This window comes from Asaia bogorensis NBRC 16594 (assembly GCF_001547995.1).
GTDB classification, from domain to species: Bacteria; Pseudomonadota; Alphaproteobacteria; order Acetobacterales; family Acetobacteraceae; genus Asaia; species Asaia bogorensis.
In genome coordinates this window covers 1,553,329-1,575,836 of the sequence record NZ_AP014690.1, presented here as the reverse complement: position 1 = coordinate 1,575,836, position 22,508 = coordinate 1,553,329, and the positions used below count along the sequence as shown (strand labels likewise).

General features: G+C 57.9%; 7 protein-coding genes and 1 pseudogene. 7 read left to right on the top strand and 1 reads right to left on the bottom strand.

From position 1 onward, the window contains the following. Positions 1 to 165: 165 nt before the first annotated feature. The 4 genes from Asbog_RS06920 to Asbog_RS06905 are packed head-to-tail and all read left to right on the top strand — an operon-like array spanning position 166 to position 17,931. Positions 166 to 780, top strand: a complete 615-nt coding sequence (locus tag Asbog_RS06920; RefSeq protein ID WP_062164571.1) for an invasion associated locus B family protein — start codon at positions 166 to 168, stop codon at positions 778 to 780. A gap of 38 nt (positions 781 to 818) precedes the next feature. Then, entirely contained in the window at positions 819 to 2,579 is a 1,761-nt protein-coding gene (locus Asbog_RS06915) for a ShlB/FhaC/HecB family hemolysin secretion/activation protein (protein ID WP_062164570.1), read from the top strand. Then, positions 2,579 to 17,635 (top strand): two-partner secretion domain-containing protein, encoded by a 15,057-nt coding sequence (locus tag Asbog_RS06910; protein ID WP_062164569.1) that lies wholly within the window; start codon positions 2,579 to 2,581, stop codon positions 17,633 to 17,635. Before Asbog_RS06915 ends, Asbog_RS06910 begins: the two co-directional genes overlap by 1 nt. An 8-nt stretch (positions 17,636 to 17,643) precedes the next feature. After that, entirely contained in the window at positions 17,644 to 17,931 is a 288-nt protein-coding gene (locus Asbog_RS06905; protein ID WP_062164568.1) for a hypothetical protein, read from the top strand. 104 nt (positions 17,932 to 18,035) lie between these two features. Here Asbog_RS06905 and Asbog_RS06900 read toward each other — a convergent pair. Beyond that, positions 18,036 to 18,860: pseudogene (locus Asbog_RS06900) on the bottom strand (IS5 family transposase). 794 nt (positions 18,861 to 19,654) lie between these two features. On the opposite strand from Asbog_RS06900, the gene Asbog_RS06895 reads away from it, so the two are divergent. The 3 genes from Asbog_RS06895 to Asbog_RS06885 are packed head-to-tail and all read left to right on the top strand — an operon-like array spanning position 19,655 to position 22,481. Next, positions 19,655 to 21,658, top strand: coding sequence for a hemagglutinin repeat-containing protein (locus tag Asbog_RS06895; RefSeq protein ID WP_062164567.1), 2,004 nt, complete (start codon positions 19,655 to 19,657; stop codon positions 21,656 to 21,658). Then, a complete protein-coding gene (locus Asbog_RS06890; RefSeq protein WP_062164566.1) occupies positions 21,648 to 22,085 on the top strand; it encodes a hypothetical protein in 438 nt (145 codons plus the stop codon). Before Asbog_RS06895 ends, Asbog_RS06890 begins: the two co-directional genes overlap by 11 nt. Further along, positions 22,086 to 22,481, top strand: coding sequence for a hypothetical protein (locus Asbog_RS06885; protein WP_062164565.1), 396 nt, complete (start codon positions 22,086 to 22,088; stop codon positions 22,479 to 22,481). It abuts the gene before it with no gap. Positions 22,482 to 22,508 lie beyond the last annotated feature (27 nt).

The following is a 22,508-nucleotide window of genomic DNA, read 5'->3' as shown; positions in this document are numbered from 1 at the left end:
TCAACCGTGCGGCGTTATCGTTAATAAAATTATCAATACTCATTAATGTTCGACAATATCGTTAAAGATCAATTAGGATTGATGTTGGGGCGGATTTTAATACTGTTTTTATAATGGAAAAAGCGTAAGGCGCAGGGCAACAGAAATGTTGCAGGTGTATCTATAATGAAACGCAGTATTGCGCGTCTTTCTCTCCTCTCCGTATTTGCAGGGGTGTTTGCGGCAGCCCCATGTTTTGCTGCCGTAGAAAAAGAGACAAGCCCGGCGTCGCCGGCAGCTTCTCCTGCGACTGTTTCTGGATCGGTCGGCGACTGGACCTATCGTTGCATCTATCCCGCTGGTTCTCTGAATGGTGCGCCGAATATTTGTTCGGTCGAGCAACGTCTCTTCAAGCAGGAGGCCGACAAGAAAGACGTGCCCATCGGAGGAGTGATTCTGGCAAAAGCGACCCCGGATGCGGCCAAGATGCCGATAGCAAGCCGTCCTTGGCGTCTGACGCTCATGACGCCGTTGGGGCTATCGCTGGTCAAACCCTCCCATCTGATTGCAGACAGCAATCCCCCTCTGACCCTTGTCTGGCAGAGCTGCATTGCGACGGGTTGTCTATCGGTTCTGGAACTGAACGATCAGCAGGTGCGCGTCCTTCGTCATGGAAAGGAAGGGCATATGCAAATCAGCAAACTGCTCGATGGTGTCCTGACGATCAACTTTGCTCTGAACGGACTGGATGGCGCGCTGAGCGCGACAGAGCGATTGATGGCGCAGCCTTCGGCGCACTGATTTTTCTGCATTTGAGCTTCTGATTTGGTTTTGTGGTCATGTCTGCATCGCGCGCCCTCCGTCCTGCCCTGACGGGTGTGTTTTGTCTGATCAGCTTCCCTGTTGCGGCTGCCCAGGCGCAAATGCGGGCAGATCCGCCAGCAATCATGCCAGCAGGTCCCGGATCCTCTCAGGATCAGTTCCAGCGTTTCAGACAGCGTCAGCAGCAGCTGGATATGCTGCCTCCACCAGACAGCAACACCCAGTTTCGTAATCCGTCTCCCATAAAAGGCGGGGGAAGCTGCGTCCGGGTGTGGTCGCTTTCAATCGAGGATGCGCCGCATTTGAGCGATGCAGCCAGGAGGGGGGTGATCCAGCGCTACGCAGGACGTTGCCTCGGGGTCAGCGAGTTCAATCACGCACTCGACGATATCAACCGCGCCTATGTTCAGCAGGGTAATGTCACGTCCCGTGCCTATCTGCCCGAGCAGTCCCTGCAGTCCGGCAGGCTGCGCATCGTGGTGATAGAAGGGACGCTTTCTTCGATCCAGTTTGCCGGTATCCAAGCGCGGCATCATGAACTCATGGGGTTCCCAGGGCTGCGGGACCATTTGCTGAACCTGCGCGATCTCGAGCAGGGTCTGGACCAGATGAACCGTATGCCGAACTGGTCGGCGAAAATGCAGATCGTCCCCGGTAACAAGCCGGGGAGCTCTTCAGTTGTCATCCAGGAGCAAAATCCCGGCATCCTGCACGGGCAAGTCTGGGCAGATAATAATGGACAATACCAGACCGGGCATGAAACGGGTCATGCACTCCTGACGGCTCAGGACGCGCTGGGCCTGCTGGATATGTGGTCAGTCGAATATGACCACTCTCTGGTGGGATCTGCAGGTCACCGGGGCACGCAGTATTTTTCAGCTGATGGTTCGATCCCCTACGGTAAATGGTCGGTGTTCAGCGGGTTCTGGATGTCTGATGATGTTTATCACCTGCAGACACTGGGTGAGGATTATCGTCTCGGCGGGCGTCGCCGTGATTTCCGCTTTGGCGTTTCACGCGTTGTCGCGCGCAATAGTGTCGGGGTAACGACCCTTCAGGCGCTTTACGAACTCAAATCATTCAACTCAACGCTCAACCATGTCCGGCTGAATACGCAAAGTACACGCCAGGCCTCGGTCGTGACCCAGGCCAGTGAGTCGCTCAAAGCCCTTGGCGGGCTTTGGTATATTACGCTCGGTGTTCGTTTCGGCACAGACGGCGCAGGCACAAGGTCAAGTTTCGCGCATCCGATAGAGAGCGAGCCGCACACTAGATACGTCAAGCCAGCACTGGATATTGATGGCTACGAGCCTCTTCCATTCGGGTTATCCTGGCACGTCTCCTTTCATGGCGAACTCAGTTCACGCAATCAATTCGCGACGGAGCAATTGCAGCTCGGCGGCCCCTACACGGTACGCGGCTTCCTCAGCCAGATGCTGGTGGGGAACAAGGGGCTCTATGTCCGCGACGACATCTCCTATCGCCTGGCCCCGCTCGATCTTCACGAACACTGTGGTGTGTACCGGGGCTTCTGTCGCCTGTTTGTCGACGGCACAGAATTCTACGGGATTATCGATGGTGGGTTCGTGAAGCTCGGATACCGAGCGGATAATCTGCCGCCAGCACTGCGAGGGGGATCCATTGCCGGTGCTGGCTTCGGGCTGCGGAAGGTCAGCGGCCCGGTGTTCTGGGGCGCGTCTGCAACCCATGCCATTGCCCATGGTCCTCTCCCTGACGAGGGCTGGATTGCTGCATTCCAGGCAGGAGTGCGCTTCTGATGAATGACACGCGCATGAAGAAAAACCTTCGCAAACTCCTGGCGGTTTTTCTTTCCGCAGATATGGCCCTGTTTCCCGCCGTAGCGAGCGCTCAACAAGCCGCGCCGTCAATCGTGATTGATAATCACACGATGCCGAGCGCCCCTGCGCCCAGTCTGGACCGAACCGCCAATGGCGTGCAGCAGCTCAATATCGCCACGCCCAATGGCACGGGCCTGTCGCATAACCTGTTCACCGAATATGGGGTCGAGCAAAAGGGGCTTATCCTCAACAACGCGACAAAGGCGACCCAGACGCAGCTGGGCGGGTATGTTTACGGCAATGCCAACCTGAACGGGACTAGTGCAAAGGTCATCCTCAATGAGGTAACGGGCCCCCATGCCAGTCAGATGCTGGGCACCACAGAGGTCGCCGGGCAGCGAGCCAATGTCGTTGTAGCCAACCCCAATGGCATTACGTGTAACGGATGCGGTTTCGTTAATACGAGCCGGGTGACGCTTGCCTCAGGTCACTCCGAGATCGATACAACCGGCAAGCTGGCTGCGCTCAAGGTGCAGGATGGTTATGTAGCGTTCGAAGGGCAGGGGGGTAATTTTACCGCAGTCCCGGTTCTCGACATCCTTAGCCGTCGCGTCACGTTCAATGCTCAGGTCAATGCCCAGAACGCGCGTCTTATCGTCGGGCAGAACCGTATCGATTACGAAACTGGTCAGGTTCATCCGCTCGACAAGGATGGAAGCCCGGCACCGGCTTTTGCGATAGACAGTACCGCGTTGGGCGGGCTCTATGCCGGACAGATCTCCATGCTCGTCAATGAGGCTGGTGCAGGTGTGCGTGTCAACGGCACAATGGCTGCCAATGCCGGTGACATGACCCTTACGGCGGATGGTCAACTCGTCCTGAACGGGAAGATGAGTGCATCCGGCCGGATCGAAATGGCAGCTGGAGAGATGCAGCAGGCAGGATCGATCCAGTCGGGTGCCTCAACGCAACTGACATCGACTGGAGCCATCACCCAGTCTGGTCAGATTGAGGCTGGCCAGGCAATCGCCCTCTCAGCCGGGAGCCTGCATAATACAGGCTCCGTCAAATCTGCGGGTAATGGGGGTATCCGCATTGCAACGCACAATGAGACACGCAACAGCGGCACGATTGCTGCCAGTGGCGGCGGCCTCTCTGCGTCCGGTCAATCTCTCATCAATGAGGCTGGCGGCGTTTTCGCTGCTTCGGGACCAATCGACCTGCAAAGCGCAGGAGATATCGCCAATAGTGGACAGATTGCGTCACAGGGCAGTTCGGTCGCGCTCAGGGCAAACGGCAGATTTGCACAGAGCGGCGGTGAACTTGCGGCCCAGGGCGGGGCTCTTGCGATCAACGCCAACACGATCGCCAACGACGAAACCAGTCGTATAGCCTCGCGTGACGCCATGCACTTTACGGCGACGCAATTTGGTAATGCTGGGAGCATTATCGCCGGACAGGAGCTGTCTTTCGAAACTGGTCCATCCCTAGCCAATTCGGGCAATATTCAGGCTTACAGTTTGTCGGGAGCGGCTCTTCAGTCTCTAAGCAATTCCGGCACGCTTCAGGCTGTATCCGGTGCCATGTCTCTCTCGGTGCAGACAGCGTTGCGCAACAGCGGTACGCTTTATGGCGCGACGGGTACGACGATCAAGGCGGGTGGTACGCTCGATAATGGTGATGGCCAGATCGGCGCGGGGAGTGGCGCGGTTTCTGTCTTTGCCGGGTATGTCGCTAATACCCGGGGCAGGATCATCGCTTCTGCCGGAGCGCTCGGACTGACGGCATCGGGCGATATCGACAATACTGACGGTACGCTTTCGGCCAGGGGCGGGGCCTTGTCTATTGCGGGGCGGGCACTGACCAATAACGGGTCGGGAGTCCTTTATGCATCCGGACCTCTGACGGCGACACTGGCACAATATAATGCCACGCAGGGAGCGTCTGTGGCATCAGATGCCACGCTCGATCTTACCGCCTCGGGTACTGTTCATAATGACGGGCAGCTCCTGTCGGCGCAGGGCATGACGCTCAGCGCCCAGGATGGTCTGGTCAATAATGCCCACGGTCAGATGGTTGCAACAACGGGCGGTCTGTCAATCACGGCGCAGGGCGCTGGTCTGACCAATAACGGTCAGCTCGGCACGCTGAATGCTGGTGCTGTTTCCCTGAATGGCGCGAGTTATGCCGGGTCCGGGCTTGTGCAGTCTGCCGATAGTCTGACGCTGCGTATGGACGGACTGGCCTCGGTCGGTGGGTCGCTTCTGGCAGGCAAGGGTGATCTGTCGCTGACGGCGGGGACTCTGTCTTCAACCGGACAGATCGGCGCCCAAAGCGGCTCCCTGAGCGTGTCCGTTCAGGATGCCTTGCGTAATAGCGGTACGCTTTATGGCGCGACGGGTACGACGATAAGGGCAGGTGGCGCGCTCGATAATAGTGATGGCCAGATCGGCACGGGGAGTGGCGCGGTTTCTGTCTCTGCCGGGTCTGTCGCCAATAGCCGTGGCAAGATCATTGCGTCTTCCGGCGGGCTGTCTCTGACTGCAGCGGGTGACATCGATAATAGTGACGGCACGCTTTCCGCCAGAGGCGGCGCCTTGTCTGTTTCAGGGCAGGCTCTGACCAATAACGGGTCGGGTGTCATCTATGCGTCCGGACCTCTGACAGCGACACTGGCACGATATAACGCCGCGCAGGGGGCGTCTCTGGCGTCGGATGCCACGATAAACCTCATCACCTCGGGTAGTGTTCAGAACCAGGGGCTGGTGCAATCTGCAAACGCCATGTCGATCAAGGCTGAAAGTGGTCTTGATAACGGGTCTGAGGGGCGGATCATTGCTTCAGATGGTAATCTCGACATATCCGCTCAGGGATCAGGTCTTAATAATGATGGCAAGATAGGCACGGTCAACACAGGCACTGTGCAGGTTCGGGCGGCGGAAATGACCGGCGCTGGCCTAATGCAATCTGCCGATGGGCTCGATATTGAGGCGGTCGGCAATGTTGCGATGACAGGCTCGCTTCTGGCTGGGCGTGGCGACCTAACCCTGTCATTCGATGATTTCTCGTCCTCTGGAGAGATCGGTGCGCAGGCAGGTGCGCTCAGACTGTCGTCGCGCAATACCCTGCGCAATAGCGGCACGTTGTATGGCGCGACGGGTACGACGATCAGGGCTGGTGGCGCGCTCGATAACAGTGACGGCCAGATCGGCGCGGGGAGTGGCGCGGTTTCTGTCTTTGCCGGGTATGTCGCTAATACCCGGGGCAGGATCATCGCTTCTGCCGGAGCGCTCGGACTGACGGCATCGGGCGATATCGACAATACTGACGGTACGCTTTCGGCCAGGGGCGGGGCCTTGTCTATTGCGGGGCGGGCACTGACCAATAACGGGTCGGGAGTCCTTTATGCATCCGGACCTCTGACGGCGACACTGGCACAATATAATGCCACGCAGGGAGCGTCTGTGGCATCAGATGCCACGCTCGATCTTACCGCCTCGGGTACTGTTCATAATGACGGGCAGCTCCTGTCGGCGCAGGGCATGACGCTCAGCGCCCAGGATGGTCTGGTCAATAATGCCCACGGTCAGATGGTTGCAACAACGGGCGGTCTGTCAATCACGGCGCAGGGCGCTGGTCTGACCAATAACGGTCAGCTCGGCACGCTGAATGCTGGTGCTGTTTCCCTGAATGGCGCGAGTTATGCCGGGTCCGGGCTTGTGCAGTCTGCCGATAGTCTGACGCTGCGTATGGACGGACTGGCCTCGGTCGGTGGGTCGCTTCTGGCAGGCAAGGGTGATCTGTCGCTGACGGCGGGGACTCTGTCTTCAACCGGACAGATCGGCGCCCAAAGCGGCTCCCTGAGCGTGTCCGTTCAGGATGCCTTGCGTAATAGCGGTACGCTTTATGGCGCGACGGGTACGACGATAAGGGCAGGTGGCGCGCTCGATAATAGTGATGGCCAGATCGGCACGGGGAGTGGCGCGGTTTCTGTCTCTGCCGGGTCTGTCGCCAATAGCCGTGGCAAGATCATTGCGTCTTCCGGCGGGCTGTCTCTGACTGCAGCGGGTGACATCGATAATAGTGACGGCACGCTTTCCGCCAGAGGCGGCGCCTTGTCTGTTTCAGGGCAGGCTCTGACCAATAACGGGTCGGGTGTCATCTATGCGTCCGGACCTCTGACAGCGACACTGGCACGATATAACGCCGCGCAGGGGGCGTCTCTGGCGTCGGATGCCACGATAAACCTCATCACCTCGGGTAGTGTTCAGAACCAGGGGCTGGTGCAATCTGCAAACGCCATGTCGATCAAGGCTGAAAGTGGTCTTGATAACGGGTCTGAGGGGCGGATCATTGCTTCAGATGGTAATCTCGACATATCCGCTCAGGGATCAGGTCTTAATAATGATGGCAAGATAGGCACGGTCAACACAGGCACTGTGCAGGTTCGGGCGGCGGAAATGACCGGCGCTGGCCTAATGCAATCTGCCGATGGGCTCGATATTGAGGCGGTCGGCAATGTTGCGATGACAGGCTCGCTTCTGGCTGGGCGTGGCGACCTAACCCTGTCATTCGATGATTTCTCGTCCTCTGGAGAGATCGGTGCGCAGGCAGGTGCGCTCAGACTGTCGTCGCGCAATACCCTGCGCAATAGCGGCACGTTGTATGGCGCGACGGGTACGACGATCAGGGCTGGTGGCGCGCTCGATAACAGTGACGGCCAGATCGGCGCGGGGAGTGGCGCGGTTTCTGTCTTTGCCGGGTATGTCGCTAATACCCGGGGCAGGATCATCGCTTCTGCCGGAGCGCTCGGACTGACGGCATCGGGCGATATCGACAATACTGACGGTACGCTTTCGGCCAGGGGCGGGGCCTTGTCTATTGCGGGGCGGGCACTGACCAATAACGGGTCGGGAGTCCTTTATGCATCCGGACCTCTGACGGCGACACTGGCACAATATAATGCCACGCAGGGAGCGTCTGTGGCATCAGATGCCACGCTCGATCTTACCGCCTCGGGTACTGTTCATAATGACGGGCAGCTCCTGTCGGCGCAGGGCATGACGCTCAGCGCCCAGGATGGTCTGGTCAATAATGCCCACGGTCAGATGGTTGCAACAACGGGCGGTCTGTCAATCACGGCGCAGGGCGCTGGTCTGACCAATAACGGTCAGCTCGGCACGCTGAATGCTGGTGCTGTTTCCCTGAATGGCGCGAGTTATGCCGGGTCCGGGCTTGTGCAGTCTGCCGATAGTCTGACGCTGCGTATGGACGGACTGGCCTCGGTCGGTGGGTCGCTTCTGGCAGGCAAGGGTGATCTGTCGCTGACGGCGGGGACTCTGTCTTCAACCGGACAGATCGGCGCCCAAAGCGGCTCCCTGAGCGTGTCCGTTCAGGATGCCTTGCGTAATAGCGGTACGCTTTATGGCGCGACGGGTACGACGATAAGGGCAGGTGGCGCGCTCGATAATAGTGATGGCCAGATCGGCGCGGGGAGTGGCGCGGTCTCTGTCTCTGCCGGGTCTGTTGCCAATAATCGGGGGAGGATCATCGCTTCTGCCGGGGCGCTCGGTCTGACCGTATCGGGCGATATCGACAATAGTGACGGCACGCTTTCGGCCAAGGGCGGCGCCTTGTCCGTTTCGGCACAGATGCTGACGAATAGCGGGGCGGGTGTAATCTATGCGTCAGGTCCGCTCTCGGCGAGGCTTGGGCAATATACTGCCGCACAAAAGGCCTCCCTGGCCTCGGATACTACACTGGCTCTTACCGCTTCGGGCAGTATTCAGAATGACGGGCAGATCCTGTCGGCTCAGGGCATGACGCTCGCCGCCCAGGGTGGTCTGGTCAATGATGCCCACGGTCAGATGGTTGCTACAACGGGTGATCTGTCAATCACGGCACAGGGCGCTGGTCTGACCAATAACGGTCAGCTCGGTACGCTGGATAGCGGAGCGGTCTCTCTGAATGGCGCGAGCTATGTCGGGTCCGGACTTGTGCAGTCTGCCGATAGTCTGACCCTGCGCGTGGACGGACCAGTGTCGGTCGGTGGTTCACTGCTGGCAGGCAGGGGCGATCTGTCGCTGATTGCTGGCTCCCTGTCTTCGACCGGGCAGATCGGTGCGCAAAACGGTTCGCTGAGTGTGTCCGTTCAGGACGCCCTGCGCAATGGCGGTACGTTGTATGGCGCAACGGGTACAACGATAAGGGCAGGTGGCGCGCTCGACAACAGTGACGGCCAGATCGGTTCGGGGAGTGGCGCGGTTTCTGTCTCTGCCGGGTCTGTTGCCAATAACCAGGGCAAAATCATCTCTCCAAAGGGCAGCGTGTCCCTGATTGCAGGAGATGTCGATAACTGGGCTGGCACCATACAGGGGCAGGACAAGGTTACGGCAACCATCAGTTCCCTCGATAATCGTGATGGCGGGGCTGTGCTCTCCCTGGGGTCGGATCTTATCCTGCACAACGGAAAGGGCCCCCTTTCCACCGTACTCAACCAGGGGGGTACGATCGGTGCGACCGGCTTAGTTTCTCTGGCTACACAGCATTATGCGTCTGATGCCAGCAGTTCCTTACTCGGCAATGGCGGTATGGCGCTCTCGGTCTCAGGCGATCTCGATAATCAGGGTATCATCTCCAGCGGCACCGATCTTGTCCTGACCGTTGACAGGCTGATCAACGGTGCGAGAGGCCTGATTGCTGCGAAAAATGGCGATCTGACACTCACGACGACGGCACAGACCGCAGACGCGCTGTCCAATAACGGGATCATACAGAGCTCATCTGCCGGGAAGACACTTTCGATCATCACGGCGGGCCTGACCAATGCCGGGAATATCCTCGGTAATGGGGACGTCACTGTCTCGGTCAGCGATGCTGTGAATAATACCGGCAAGCTTAGTGCCCTCGGCGGTAGCCTCACCCTGAATGCGTCATCGCTGCAAAACAGTGGGACCATGGCCGCATCGGCTCTGCTGTCGCTGGGGCTCGTCAACTCCGCGCTTAATGAGGGCACAGTGTACGGGGCTCAGGGCGTCATGCTTTACGCGGCCTCTCTCGATAATCGTGCCGAAGGCCAGGTCGGTGCGGATGCGGGAACGGTTTCGATCGAGACAGGCCAGCTGAGCAATGCAGGGGGAACCATTCTCTCGACCCGCAGAGACCTGCAGATAAAGACGGATACCCTCCTTAATGAGGGCGGCATCCTGCAGGGCCAGACGGGGCAGACCATTGAAACGGCCAGGCTGACCAATCGGGCAGGCGGGCAGATCCTGACCCGTGACGGCGCACTGGATATTGCAGGCCGACAGGGCATGCCGAGCACGGCAATTGTGAACGACGCTTCGACCCTGCAGGCGTCTTCATCGCTGTCGCTCAAGGCGAATGCCCTGGCAAACGGCAATGGCACGATCCTGACCACCGCAGGCGGGATGGATATTACGCTCTCCGGTGACGGTGCGCTCGATAATACAGGCGGGATCATCCAGAGTGCCGGAAATCTGAGCCTCGACGCGGGCGCCTATACCGGTTCCATAAGCTCGATGCTGACTTCCGGCGGCAATATGGGGCTGTTCCTGAGTGGCGATGTCGTCAATGCGGGTCATATCGACGCAGGGGGTAATCTCGCCCTTGCAGCCAATAGTATAACCAACCTGGCCGGTCAGAGTACTGACGCGCCTGCTGTCATCTCTGCAAAAGGCCAGACTCTCGCACTGACGGCCCAGACCATTGGCAATGCGGGCGCCATCCAGGCCTCTGGCGATCTGAGCACCTTGCAGCTTGAGGCGTCCAATCTCCAGAACAGCGGTACGATTGCTGCGCAACGCGACATTGGCTCGTCGATCACAGGCAGTCTGGGCAATACGGGCACATTCGTCTCGCGTCAGGGTGCGCTGACGCTCAATGTGCAGGATCTCTCGAATTCAGGCTTTCTCGGGAGTGCGGTCAAGACCCGGCTTATCGTTGGAAACAGCACGACCAATACGGGCGTGATCTACGCCGATGCCGGTGTCGTGGCGCGCATGAATGGTCAGTTCGATAACACAGGCGGTCAGATTGGTACGGCAAATGGTGATATCGCGCTCGACGCGGCGCGTATCACCAACGGGTCGGGGCGGATCATTGCCCAGGGTGGCGCACTCACCCTCACAGGTACTGCCATAGCCAACAACAACGGCGTGCTGCAGGCAGACAATTCTGTGGCACTGACTGCGTCACAATTCGACAATACGCAGGGGCTCGTGCTGTCGAAATCGGCTTCTGTGTCTGTCGGGACGGCCAATGCAAGCGATCGTGTGACCAATACCCAGGGGATTATTCAGGGTAACGGGCCTGTCAGTATCGATTTTACCGACCTTGCCAATGACAATGGTCAGATACTGGCTCAGGCGGGCGATCTGGTTCTTCGCGGGTCAGGCAACGGCAGCGTGACCAATACGAATGGGGCCATCCAGGCGACAGGAGCGGTCACGCTTGATGCGGGCTCCTATCAAGGCGGTGAAAACAGCCAGATCACCAGCGGTCGGTCCATGGGACTGACGGTGACCAATGCTTTTTCCAGCGCGGGCAAGATTGCCTCGGTGAGCGACCTGACATTGCAGGCTGGCAGCATCGCCAATGACGAATACGGCATCCTCGCCAGCACGCAGGGCAATCTTGCGCTCAAAAGCGATGCCGCCCTGATCAACCGAAGCGTCATACAGACCCAGGCGTCTCAGGGCTTGCTCTCCATCCAGGCCGGGTCTTTGGAGAATACCGTCCAGGCGGGGATTATCGCCAACGGCAATGCGTCGCTTGCCATAAAGGGTATGCTCGATAACGCCGGAGAGATCACGGCGCATGGCAGCCAGCTGACGGTGAATGCAGCAGAGCTCACCAATACCAGTCTGATGCTCTCGGGCGGTGCCCTGTCCCTGTCGTTGCCGGGAAACCTGACCAATAGCGGGCTGATCTACGGGCTGAGCGATACAACGCTGCAGGCCGCGACAATCGATAACCGCACGGGACAGATTGGCGCGGGTCAGGGGCTGGTGTCACTCACGGCCTCGTCCCTGCGCAATGATCAGGGCGGGCGCATTATCGGCACGGATGGATCGGTCCGCATCGCAGCCGGATCTATCGCCAATGACAATGGTCTGCTGCAGGCTGGAAAGGACATCACGCTTCAGACCGACCGTCTGTCGAACACTGCGGGTCAGGTTCTCGCTGTCAGCGGCTCCCTGTCCATTGCCAGAGATGAAGCAGGCCACGCGCTCGATGACCTGATCAATAGCTGGGGGCGTCTGCAGGCCGGATCGGCTCTTTCTGTTGCCGCCCAGCAGGTCGAGAGCAACATGGGGACCATCCTGACGCAAGGAGGCGACCTGTCTCTTACTGCCGGGCAGGGCGGGCGCATGCGACAGCTCGATCTTACCGGCGGCACGCTGCAGGCTGGCAGGGATCTGACACTTTATACCAGCGCGCTCACGGGAACCAGCACGGTTCAGGCGACCCGCAATCTCAACTTTTCGACCGCGCAGGATGTCGGAGCCTTCCTGTTTTCCGCAGGAGGTGACGCGCGGCTCACCCTGGATTCCGGCTGGCATATCAAAGCCGGTGCCGGGGTGATTGCCGGAGGCGGAATAACCGCGACAGCGCCCGATATCGAGAATGACGGTGCGCTTATTGCAGGCGCTGCCCTGTCTCTCTCGACGCCGGGAGGCCTGACCAATACCGGGCTGATCAGCGGTACGCAGGGTGTGGAGATCGCGCTCGATGGTAATCTGACCAATCGTCAGGGTGCTATCCTGTCCGATGCAGGCGATCTGACGATCGGGGGCAGGTCGGGCCAGTTCGCCGGGGACATCACGAACAGCTCCGGCCAGATTCTGACAGGCAGTGCCCGGGGTGATGTTGTTATCAGCGCGCGCTCCCTCACCAATGATATCATTGGCGGTGTCACCTATCAGCAGGGACAGGTTGTCTACAGCCAGACCTATGACCAGGCTTTGGCGAACCCGCCCACACCGTCCAATCTGAATGGAACAGGCCAGTATTACTGGGGCCAGAAGATCGTCGCGGTCCAGACCCCTGCCGGATTGCTGACGCCGGATGGCCAGCCGGGATCGGGCTATGTCCTTGTGGCCCTCTACGACGGTAATGCCGCCTCGAAGGTTGTCGTCACCGGCGTTGGATCGCTGGCAACGGCTTCCAATGCCCCTTCTGTCATCTCGGCAGGGCATGATCTGATTGTCACGACCAGCGGCGCCATCACCAATGATGCCAGTCATCTTGCGGCCGGCAACAACATGTCGCTCAAGGGCGGCTCGCTGAACAATGTCGGCTACGACACGAGCGTCACCTACACACTGACCTGCTATAACGGCAATTCCTGTCGCTGGTATATGCCCCCCGACGATCCGGCCGATCCGTGGTTTCCCGGTGGCTGGCAGATCGGATCGGGCGGTGGCTGGCCCTGGCCCAGCCAGATCTGGGGCAGCAGCCGCTCGAACGGGCTCTCTGGCACGATTGTGGCCGCCAACACCCTGATCGGTGATTTCACCGGGCAGATCAATAACCAGACAATTATCCAGCATGCGACCGCCGCACAGCTGGCAGAGGCCTCGCAATACCAGGGTAATACGCCAGGTGGTGTAACAGCGCCTGGCATGAACGGCCAGGCCGTGGGTGGCGGTGCCCTGACATTGCCCGGTTCTGACCGCCCGACAGGGAATATCGATACGGGCATTTCCGGCGGCGCCGGGGCGCAGGGCGGTGTGTCGGGCAGTGGGCTTGAAGGCGGGTTCGTATCCGACTCAGGGCAACAGGCGACAGCGCAGTCAGGGCATGACGGGCTTGGCGCGTTCGATGCAGGAGCTCTTTCGTCGGGCGGTGCGACAGACCTGACCCATAATGGGGCTGGAATCACTGCGCCGGGTGCTGGCGGACTGAATACTGGCAATGGAGCATCTGGTGGTGGATCCCTGAATGTGCCAGGACAGGGCAATGGTCTTGCGGGATCGCGTCCCGAAACCGGCGGTTCGTTCAATCCGGGCGGTTTGCCATCAGGCCAGGGTGGCAGCGGGCTTTCCGGTGGTCGTCCGTCATCCGGTGGATCGGCGCCTTCTCTTGCAGGTGGAGGTGTTCTTCCGCAGGAGGGCGTTCAGACGGCAGCGGATGCAGCTCAGAATTTGCGTCTTCCGGGCTTTTTGAACAGTGCCGATCCGTCGGTCATGCAGGTGATTACCTCCATCCCGGCAGGCAGCGCACTCTATGTGCCCAATCCGTCGCCTCAGGCGCAGTATCTGGTCGAGACGAACCCGGCCTATACGAGCCTGACGGCGTTTCACGGCTCGCAATATCTGGTCGATCGTCTGGGCAAGACACCGTCGGATTATACGTTCCTGGGTGATTCCTATTTCGACCAGCAATATGTGCAGCAGCAGATTGTTTCCGCGACGGGCCAGACCTTCCTTGGGGGCACGTTTGTCAACGCATCATCGCAGATGCAGCAGCTGGTCACGAATGCCGGTGACCAGGCGCAGCGCCTTGGGCTGAATTTTGGGCAGGCGCTGAGTGATGAACAAAAGGCGTCTCTGACGCAGAATATCGTCTGGTATGTGCCGGTTCAGGTGAATGGTGCGACGGTGCTGGCGCCGAAGCTCTATCTGGCGCCGGGCAATGTGGCGCTGACAGGCGGCACGATTGCGGCGAAAGACGTGTCGCTTGCGGGCGCGAGCGTCAATAACAGCGGGACGATATCGGGCAGCAACAGCCTGAGCATTCTGGCGCGCAATGGCGACATCACCAATACCGGCACGCTGGCAGGTGGCTCGGTCAGCCTGGTGGCGCAGAACGGGTCGATCATCAACAGCGCCACACTGAACGATTATCTGGTCAATGGCGGCAATCAGGGCCAGTTGGGCTCGGTCGGCACGATCACGGCGAGCGGTGCGGCGTCCCTCTCGGCCAGTCATGACATTACCTTCAATGGCGGTCGCCTGAGTTCTGGTGGCGATCTGTCGATGCTGGCGGGCAACAGCCTGACGCTTGGGGCTGCGACGGTGCGTCAGGCCACGGCGGTAAAGGGCGCCGATGTCAGCAGCGCCTTCAGCCAGACGCAGAATTACACGAGCTCGATCAGTGCGGGCGGCAATGCGGTGCTCGCAGCCCTTGGCGGCGATCTGAAATCGGCGGGTGCTGCGATCGACAGCACGGGCAATATGGTGCTGTCAGCGGCGAAATCGCTGGATCTCGGGTCTGTCACGGACAGCAGTAGCCACGACATTTCGGGCAGCAAGTCGGGCTTTTTGACGCATAGCCGCTTTACCGACACGGGCAGCCTGTCGGTCGAGCGGGGCTCGAACGTAACGTCTGGCGGCACGCTGACGGGTCTGTCCGGCGGGGATATGAGCCTCAAGGGTCTGATCGGCGCCCAGGGCGATGTCACGCTCTCTGCGGGCGGCAATCTGACGCTTGGGGCCACGAAGATGCAGAGCGAGGCGAGTGCGTCGCATCATGTGGCAGGAATCTCGCTGAGCAGCCAGGGCGCGCAGGGCACACTGGGTTATGGCATGCGCGACGACAAATCATCGTCGTCGAGCACGGTTTGGACCCCGTCGGTTCTGGCCTCGCTGGGCGGCAGCGTGTCGCTCAATGCGGGCAAGGCCATCACGATAGACGGCTCGGCCCTGTCAGCGGCGAACGACCTGACGCTGTCAGGCTCGTCCGTCTCGCTGCTGGCAGAGGAGAACAGCCAGACCCAGAGCATGGCGCATAAGGAGAAATCCATCGGTGCCAGTATCGGGCTCTCGCCTGGCTCGATGGTTGGGCAGGCGGTCAATGGCGGCCTTGCCGCCTCGAAGCAGGATAACGGCGTTCTCGGTGCACTGGGCGGGATGCAGACGGCGGTGGGTGAGGCAGGGGCCTATCCGAGCGGTGCCTGGAAGAACGACATCATCGGTGTGCAGGCGAGTGTTGGTTTCTCGACCAGCAAGACGGCCTCGCAACAGAGCCAGACGACGCTGCAGGGCTCCTCGGCCAGCGCAGGCGGCACGCTGGCCATGGTGGCGCGTGGTGACAATGCAGCGGATGCGCAGAACGGTTCGATCAGTGTCACGGCGGGCCAGTTGTCGGGCAAGGATGTGGTGCTCGCAGCCAGCAAGGACATCACGTTGCAATCGGGCGTTGAGAAAGGCGAGACAAAAGGGTCGAGCAGCTCCTTTGGTGCGTCTGTCGGTGTAAACGCGCATATTGGCGCTGGATCGAAGGATAGTACCGGAATCAATGTCACGGCGTCTGTCGGTGGCTCGAAGCAGCACAGCCAGTCCGACAGTACGACGCATGTCGCAACGACGGTGACTGGTACGAACAGCGTCACCATGGTCACACCGGGCACGACGACGCTGAACGGTGCAGTGGTGTCCGGCGGTCATATCGGCATGCAGACGGGCAATCTGGTGATCAAAAGCCCGCAGGATACGGCTCATTATGAGAGCCATGCGACATCGGATGGGGCGAGTATTTCCGTCCCCGTTGCGGGTGTTGGTCAGACGGGTGGCGGCGCGATTATCGCGCATAGCGCGATCACGGATGAATACCGTTCGACCGGCAAGGACCAGTCGGGCGTGTATGCGGGTAAGGGTGGTCTGGATGTCGAGGTGTCCGGCGACACGCATCTGACCGGTGGGGTGATCAGTAGCGCGGCAGAAGCGGGCCGCAATCATTTCAGCACAGGCAGTCTGACGGCGGAGAGCCTGGAGAACATCTCGCGCTGGAGTGGCACAAGTGTCTCGGCTGGCGGCGGATATTCGAAGGGCGAGGCGCCAAGCGATGTGCTCAAGACAGGCACGTTTGCGGTGGGTCATGAGGACCACAGCGAGAGCAGCGTCACACAATCGGTCATCACGGGCAATATCGATGTGCAGAGCGGCAGCACGACCGGGCATTACGGCACCGATCTGGCGGGCGCGAACGGACATCTGGACAATGATTTCAACGCAAGGAAGCTGAACACGACGCTCCAGATCCAGACTGCAGGCCAGACGCTGGCAGAAAGCGCGGTCGAAATCGGCGCCGCCGCTTACGACAGGTATCAGCGCGATGAGGCGTCTGCCGCGGCTCACGCTGGCAGTGGGGGAGCGTCTGCCCAGCATGAGGCCTCCAGTGCTGGCGGCGAGTCGACCCAAAACGGGAGTTCGAATGCGTCATCGGGCCATGCCGGGTCCAGTCTCTCGGGCAATCAAAGCCTGACAAGTCAGAATCATTATGCTCGTCTAACAGGCTCTGCGGATCCGACGGATCCTGATCAGAATGGAACACGGACGGATGGTCAGACTGTCAACGGTTATGATAACGGGGATGGCAGCCAAAGTATAACGGTCACTGCTAAATTGCATCATCCGGCAGCGGGACTGAACTTCAACTACGGGATAGGGGCTACTGATTTTGCCCAGTATATCCTTCCGCCGGTTGCCACAGCAGCTTCTGTTTGGCGGACAGGACAGGATATTTATCAGGGTCAGTTTCGACAGGCTGCAATTGAAAGTGCTCTCGGCTGGGGTCTGGGATTGGAAACCGGGGCTGCTGGCATGGCCGCGGGAAAAGTGGTCGCGTTGGGTCTGAAAGAGATCCAGGCCATAGCCGCAGCTGGAAGAGAAGAAAAAGCCGCAGGGACAGTTCTGCAGAATGTGGCGCATGACGGGGAAACCACCGGGGGAAGTGGGGGATCGTCTGGAGCAGGATCAAAGCTTCTATGGACGAGCTGGAAAAATTATCCGAAAGTGGTCGTGGATAATCGTGAATATGCTCAAATTGGCGATCGCCTTTATAGCCAGCATGCCGTGGACAGAATGCAACCAAGTGGACTAGGCGCTCCAGCAGGAAGCGTAGGAGCAGGACGCAATATTTCACCTAATATGGTCGAGTATGTTATAAACAATGGCATACAATCTACTCAGATTGTAAACGGCGTTACAAGAACTATTTATTCGTCCGGTGATGTTTCCATCGTTACCGAAAACGCAGGAAGAGTGGTTGTAACTGTACTAAGGAAATAAATTTATCAATGTATAAATACGGAAAAGAAATAGAATCTTTGTTGGCTAACTGTAAGCAGCATATTGCTGGAGTTGTGGATAACGCAATCGTGCAATCAAAGGTGAGGCTAACAGAAGACCTTATTTCGTCAGTAGAAAACAGAAATATCGCTTCCTTTTTGTTTTCCATGGAAAACAAACTTGAGTATATCTCTTTCATGGTGGACGATAATAAAAAAGAAGAAGAAGGTCGTAAAATTAGTAGAGAAATAATTGATTTTTTTGATAGTTCCCTACGCGCGCAATCATCCCCTTGACTGCTGATTTTTACTAAGAACTGATCCAGGTTGTTCAAAGATTTTCATCAGGAATTGGCCCATACCTGACACCGCCCCCGACGCATTAGAGCCTGTTTGGAAACTCACGGATGGGCATTTCTGCGGGTGAGATTGGCGCCCATGGCGACGAGGATCATGGCTTGTGAGACGTCAATACGATGCTCATAGTCACGCACGAGACGTCGCCAGCGGGTCAACCAGCCAAAGGTCCGCTCCACGACCCATCGACGGGGCAGAATCTCGAAGCCCTTCGCTCCGTCCCTGCGTCGGATGACCTTGACGACGAAGTCCAGATAGGCCGCCTTGTCCATCAACTGGAGCCGGTCGTAAGCCCCGTCGGCGAACAGGCGCTTCACCCAGGGCCAGCGCTTGCGGATCGCATCCAGGATCACCTGCGCGCCCGCGCTGTCGGAGATGTCGGCCGGGGTCAGATTGACCATCAGCAGACGTCCGTCCGTATCCACGGCAATATGCCGCTTGCGCCCGACGACCTTCTTGCCGGCGTCATAACCTCTTGTTTGCGCATGCGGTGCCTTGATGCTCTGGCTGTCGATCACCCCGGCGGTCGGGCTCGTCTCGCGACCTGACCGCTCCCGATCGAGCATCAGTTCGACGTCATGAATAGTCTGAAACAGAAACCGCCGGGCCAGCTCCCGAAACCAGCCATAGACCGTGCGCCAGTGGCCGAAATGGATCGGCGACATCCGTCAGCCGCAGCCCGAGCGGACCAGGTAGCGCACCGCGTTAATCACCTCACGAAATTCGATCTCGCGTGGACGGCCCATGCGCCCCGGTTCGGGCATCAGCGGCGCGATCCGCGCCCATTCCTCGTCCGTCATGTCCGACGGATAACGCTTCGTCTTGCGGGCAATCCCGGACATTCGGGCCCTCTGCTCTGGTGTCCACATCCAGAGCTCGAATCACATCTGTTCCAACTTTCCAAACAGGCTCTAACATTCGATAATATTTCTCGTATGAGCCCTGAAGATGTAAAAAGCCTACTGCAACTTCCCCGGACTCCAAGTCATTGGCTCAGTGTTGACACACTTGATCTTATCAATGAACTGAAGGTCCCTACAAGTAAATGGAACACCACGAATATTCCAGAACCTATAACATTCAGTTATCCAGAGTGGGGGCTTGGTGGTGGAACACAGGTTATGCTGGACCGTCTAATTAAGATAGAGAACTGGGGAAAATCGAGTCCGTAATATGAGTGAAAAAACAGTTCAATATTACTACAAAAAAATAGAAAATGAGCTGAAGAAATATGACGATAAATTATATCGTGAATTTCTCGAGAAAAAAAGGAAAGAGATGCCGCGTGATATATTCATATGGCTCGATGGGTTATGTAGATTGGGCAATATTCCAAAATCATGCGAGCCTTTTGTAACAGAACTTTTTTGGCTGATACATTGACTGAAGGGTAAAATCACACCAGTTGATTCTTGCGTAGAAATGCATTGATCGCGCTGAAATGAATCGCGGCGTGCTATTTTATGGCATCCATAGATGGAGGGGTCGAAAACCGCCATTCCAAAGTTGTTTTCCTATCATAACTCATTGATGCTACTGCGAATCTGTAGAGCTTAATCGAGGTTCGAGAACCCTCTATCTGGTCAATGACGGCAATCAGTGCCAGTTTAGCTCGGTCGGCACGCTCACGGCGAGCGGTGCCTGGAAGAACGACATCATCGGTGTGCAGGCGAGTGTTGGTTTCTCGACCAGCAAGACGGCCTCGCAACAGAGCCAGACGACGCTGCAGGGCTCCTCGGCCAGCGCAGGCGGCACGCTGGCCATGGTGGCGCGTGGTGACAATGCAGCGGATGCGCAGAACGGTTCGATCAGTGTCACGGCGGGCCAGTTGTCGGGCAAGGATGTGGTGCTCGCAGCCAGCAAGGACATCACGTTGCAATCGGGCGTTGAGAAAGGCGAGACAAAAGGGTCGAGCAGCTCCTTTGGTGCGTCTGTCGGTGTAAACGCGCATATTGGCGCTGGATCGAAGGATAGTACCGGAATCAATGTCACGGCGTCTGTCGGTGGCTCGAAGCAGCACAGCCAGTCCGACAGTACGACGCATGTCGCAACGACGGTGACTGGTACGAACAGCGTCACCATGGTCACACCGGGCACGACGACGCTGAACGGTGCAGTGGTGTCCGGCGGTCATATCGGCATGCAGACGGGCAATCTGGTGATCAAAAGCCCGCAGGATACGGCTCATTATGAGAGCCATGCGACATCGGATGGGGCGAGTATTTCCGTCCCCGTTGCGGGTGTTGGTCAGACGGGTGGCGGCGCGATTATCGCGCATAGCGCGATCACGGATGAATACCGTTCGACCGGCAAGGACCAGTCGGGCGTGTATGCGGGTAAGGGTGGTCTGGATGTCGAGGTGTCCGGCGACACGCATCTGACCGGTGGGGTGATCAGTAGCGCGGCAGAAGCGGGCCGCAATCATTTCAGCACAGGCAGTCTGACGGCGGAGAGCCTGGAGAACATCTCGCGCTGGAGTGGCACAAGTGTCTCGGCTGGCGGCGGATATTCGAAGGGCGAGGCGCCAAGCGATGTGCTCAAGACAGGCACGTTTGCGGTGGGTCATGAGGACCACAGCGAGAGCAGCGTCACACAATCGGTCATCACGGGCAATATCGATGTGCAGAGCGGCAGCACGACCGGGCATTACGGCACCGATCTGGCGGGCGCGAACGGACATCTGGACAATGATTTCAACGCAAGGAAGCTGAACACGACGCTCCAGATCCAGACTGCAGGCCAGACGCTGGCAGAAAGCGCTGTTGAGGTCGGAGTGCAGATTGCCAAGAAGTATTCGACTGCAGGAAATGCGAAAACGTCAGGTAGTAAAGGAGAAGATAACAAGCGGAGTAACGATGCCGCCGCATATACCGCAAATGGAGCGCCCCACGGTTCCGTCCATGACCAGGGGATTGACACAACCGAAGGGTCGACTGGCGCGTCCGGCCAAACCCGGGATGGTACTGACCGTACGACACAAGAACTAGTCGAGCAGGGCGCATACCGTCATGGTGTAGGCAAGGACGATTTGCAGTATCCTTCTTCCTTGGGAGGAAACAGAAGCTCCTGGAGCGAGGCTCATGACGTCTATGATCCGACGACCACTGAAGCTATCGACGTCATTGGACATCGTGGGAATACTCGATTTACCGGGATGGGTGATGACGCGGCCGCGCGCGCTTTCTGGAATGCCAGCGAAAACCGGCTTGGTCAGATCAGCAATCTTCCCGATGGTTGGGGGCTTATCGGTTCCCTTCCTCTGGCTGGCATGCAGGCCATGGATGGGAAGGGCATGGCAGCCCTCGGCACTCTGGCACTTGCTGGTCCAAACTTGGTCGGGCTGGGCTCGCAATTTCGCGTTGTCGCGCTTGGCGCAGGCGAAATGCGTGCAGGCGCAGTGTCTGGGGAAATAGGCTCCAGCGTTCTGGCACTTGTCCAGGGGGGGCCGCGGCGCTGTTACCGTCGGGGATATCGCAAAAGCGCTGAAATCACCACTCACCCAGGAAGAAGCAAGAAACGCACTCAATACCGCTCTGAAGGCTTATCAGGCATCCCAGAATGTGAGCGCCTCTACGGGAGAGCAGCAATCTTCGGATCATACTGGTCAAAACGATGCGCAGGCTCAGCCGCACAAACAAGCAGCGTCAGCAGAGGAAGTGGGCGCTGATTCATTGCCCCCTAATAATGACGATCCCGACGATGAGGAGAAAAAAGACAATTCTTCCACCGATCCTAGTCAGCAAGAATCACAATCCGCGCCTGGTGGCTTACGCAAAACGCTCGGCGAAGTGCGGGAACAGCAAGTGGCGGATATCGTAGGCGGGCGGGTAAGTCGTGATGAAATCCAGCACGGGTCGATGGGAAAGACGGATATCGATGTGATCGCAGGAAATGGTGATCTTGTCGCAGTAGGAGGCCCGGCGAAAGCGAAAAATTTAGGTCGTCTCGGCGAAGTATTGAGGACATATGCAGCGGAGGCTAGTAAAAGAGGGGTGCAAGCATGGGCATATTTTGAGGAATCCACACCAGAGAGTGTTTTAAGTCTGGCACGAAGAATTCTGGGGGATCATGTAAAGACTTTTAAGGACAAATAAATGCAAATGTTAGCCAATGTGATGATCAATTGCGAGAGAGTATATACGCTAAGATACTTAGTAAATATAATGCGTGACGCAAAATTTTATTTATTTAATAAAGATAAGGAAATATTTGGATTTAAGAAAGAGTTTAAAGTAAGATTCTCGTCAGAAGAAGAAATTCTTCATGATTTCGAAAAATGGAACTTAGATACAGTCGTATTTTGGAACAGCAGCAATGAAGCTTTGTTCGCGTGGTGGGACCTTGCAGGGGAGGTTATGAAAATAACGCTTTCTTTCGACGGATGGTCGGAGGAAAAATCTACTATTATAATACAAGATATAATTTCTTCGCTTCTACGGAGAAATTTCCATAGAGGGGATGGTGTTTTCTTCTCTATTGAAGCAGGGTGATGAGAGCGTCATCAGTGAGCTACAAAC

What these genes read in the sequence shown, in the direction of transcription:
- Asbog_RS06905 (WP_062164568.1), top strand. Translation starts at nt 17,644, where the DNA reads ATGTATAAATACGGAAAAGAAATAGAATCTTTGTTGGCTAACTGTAAG.
- Asbog_RS06885 (WP_062164565.1), top strand. Translation starts at nt 22,086, where the DNA reads ATGCAAATGTTAGCCAATGTGATGATCAATTGCGAGAGAGTATATACG.
- Asbog_RS06920 (WP_062164571.1), top strand. Translation starts at nt 166, where the DNA reads ATGAAACGCAGTATTGCGCGTCTTTCTCTCCTCTCCGTATTTGCAGGG.
- Asbog_RS06915 (WP_062164570.1), top strand. Translation starts at nt 819, where the DNA reads ATGTCTGCATCGCGCGCCCTCCGTCCTGCCCTGACGGGTGTGTTTTGT.
- Asbog_RS06910 (WP_062164569.1), top strand. Translation starts at nt 2,579, where the DNA reads ATGAATGACACGCGCATGAAGAAAAACCTTCGCAAACTCCTGGCGGTT.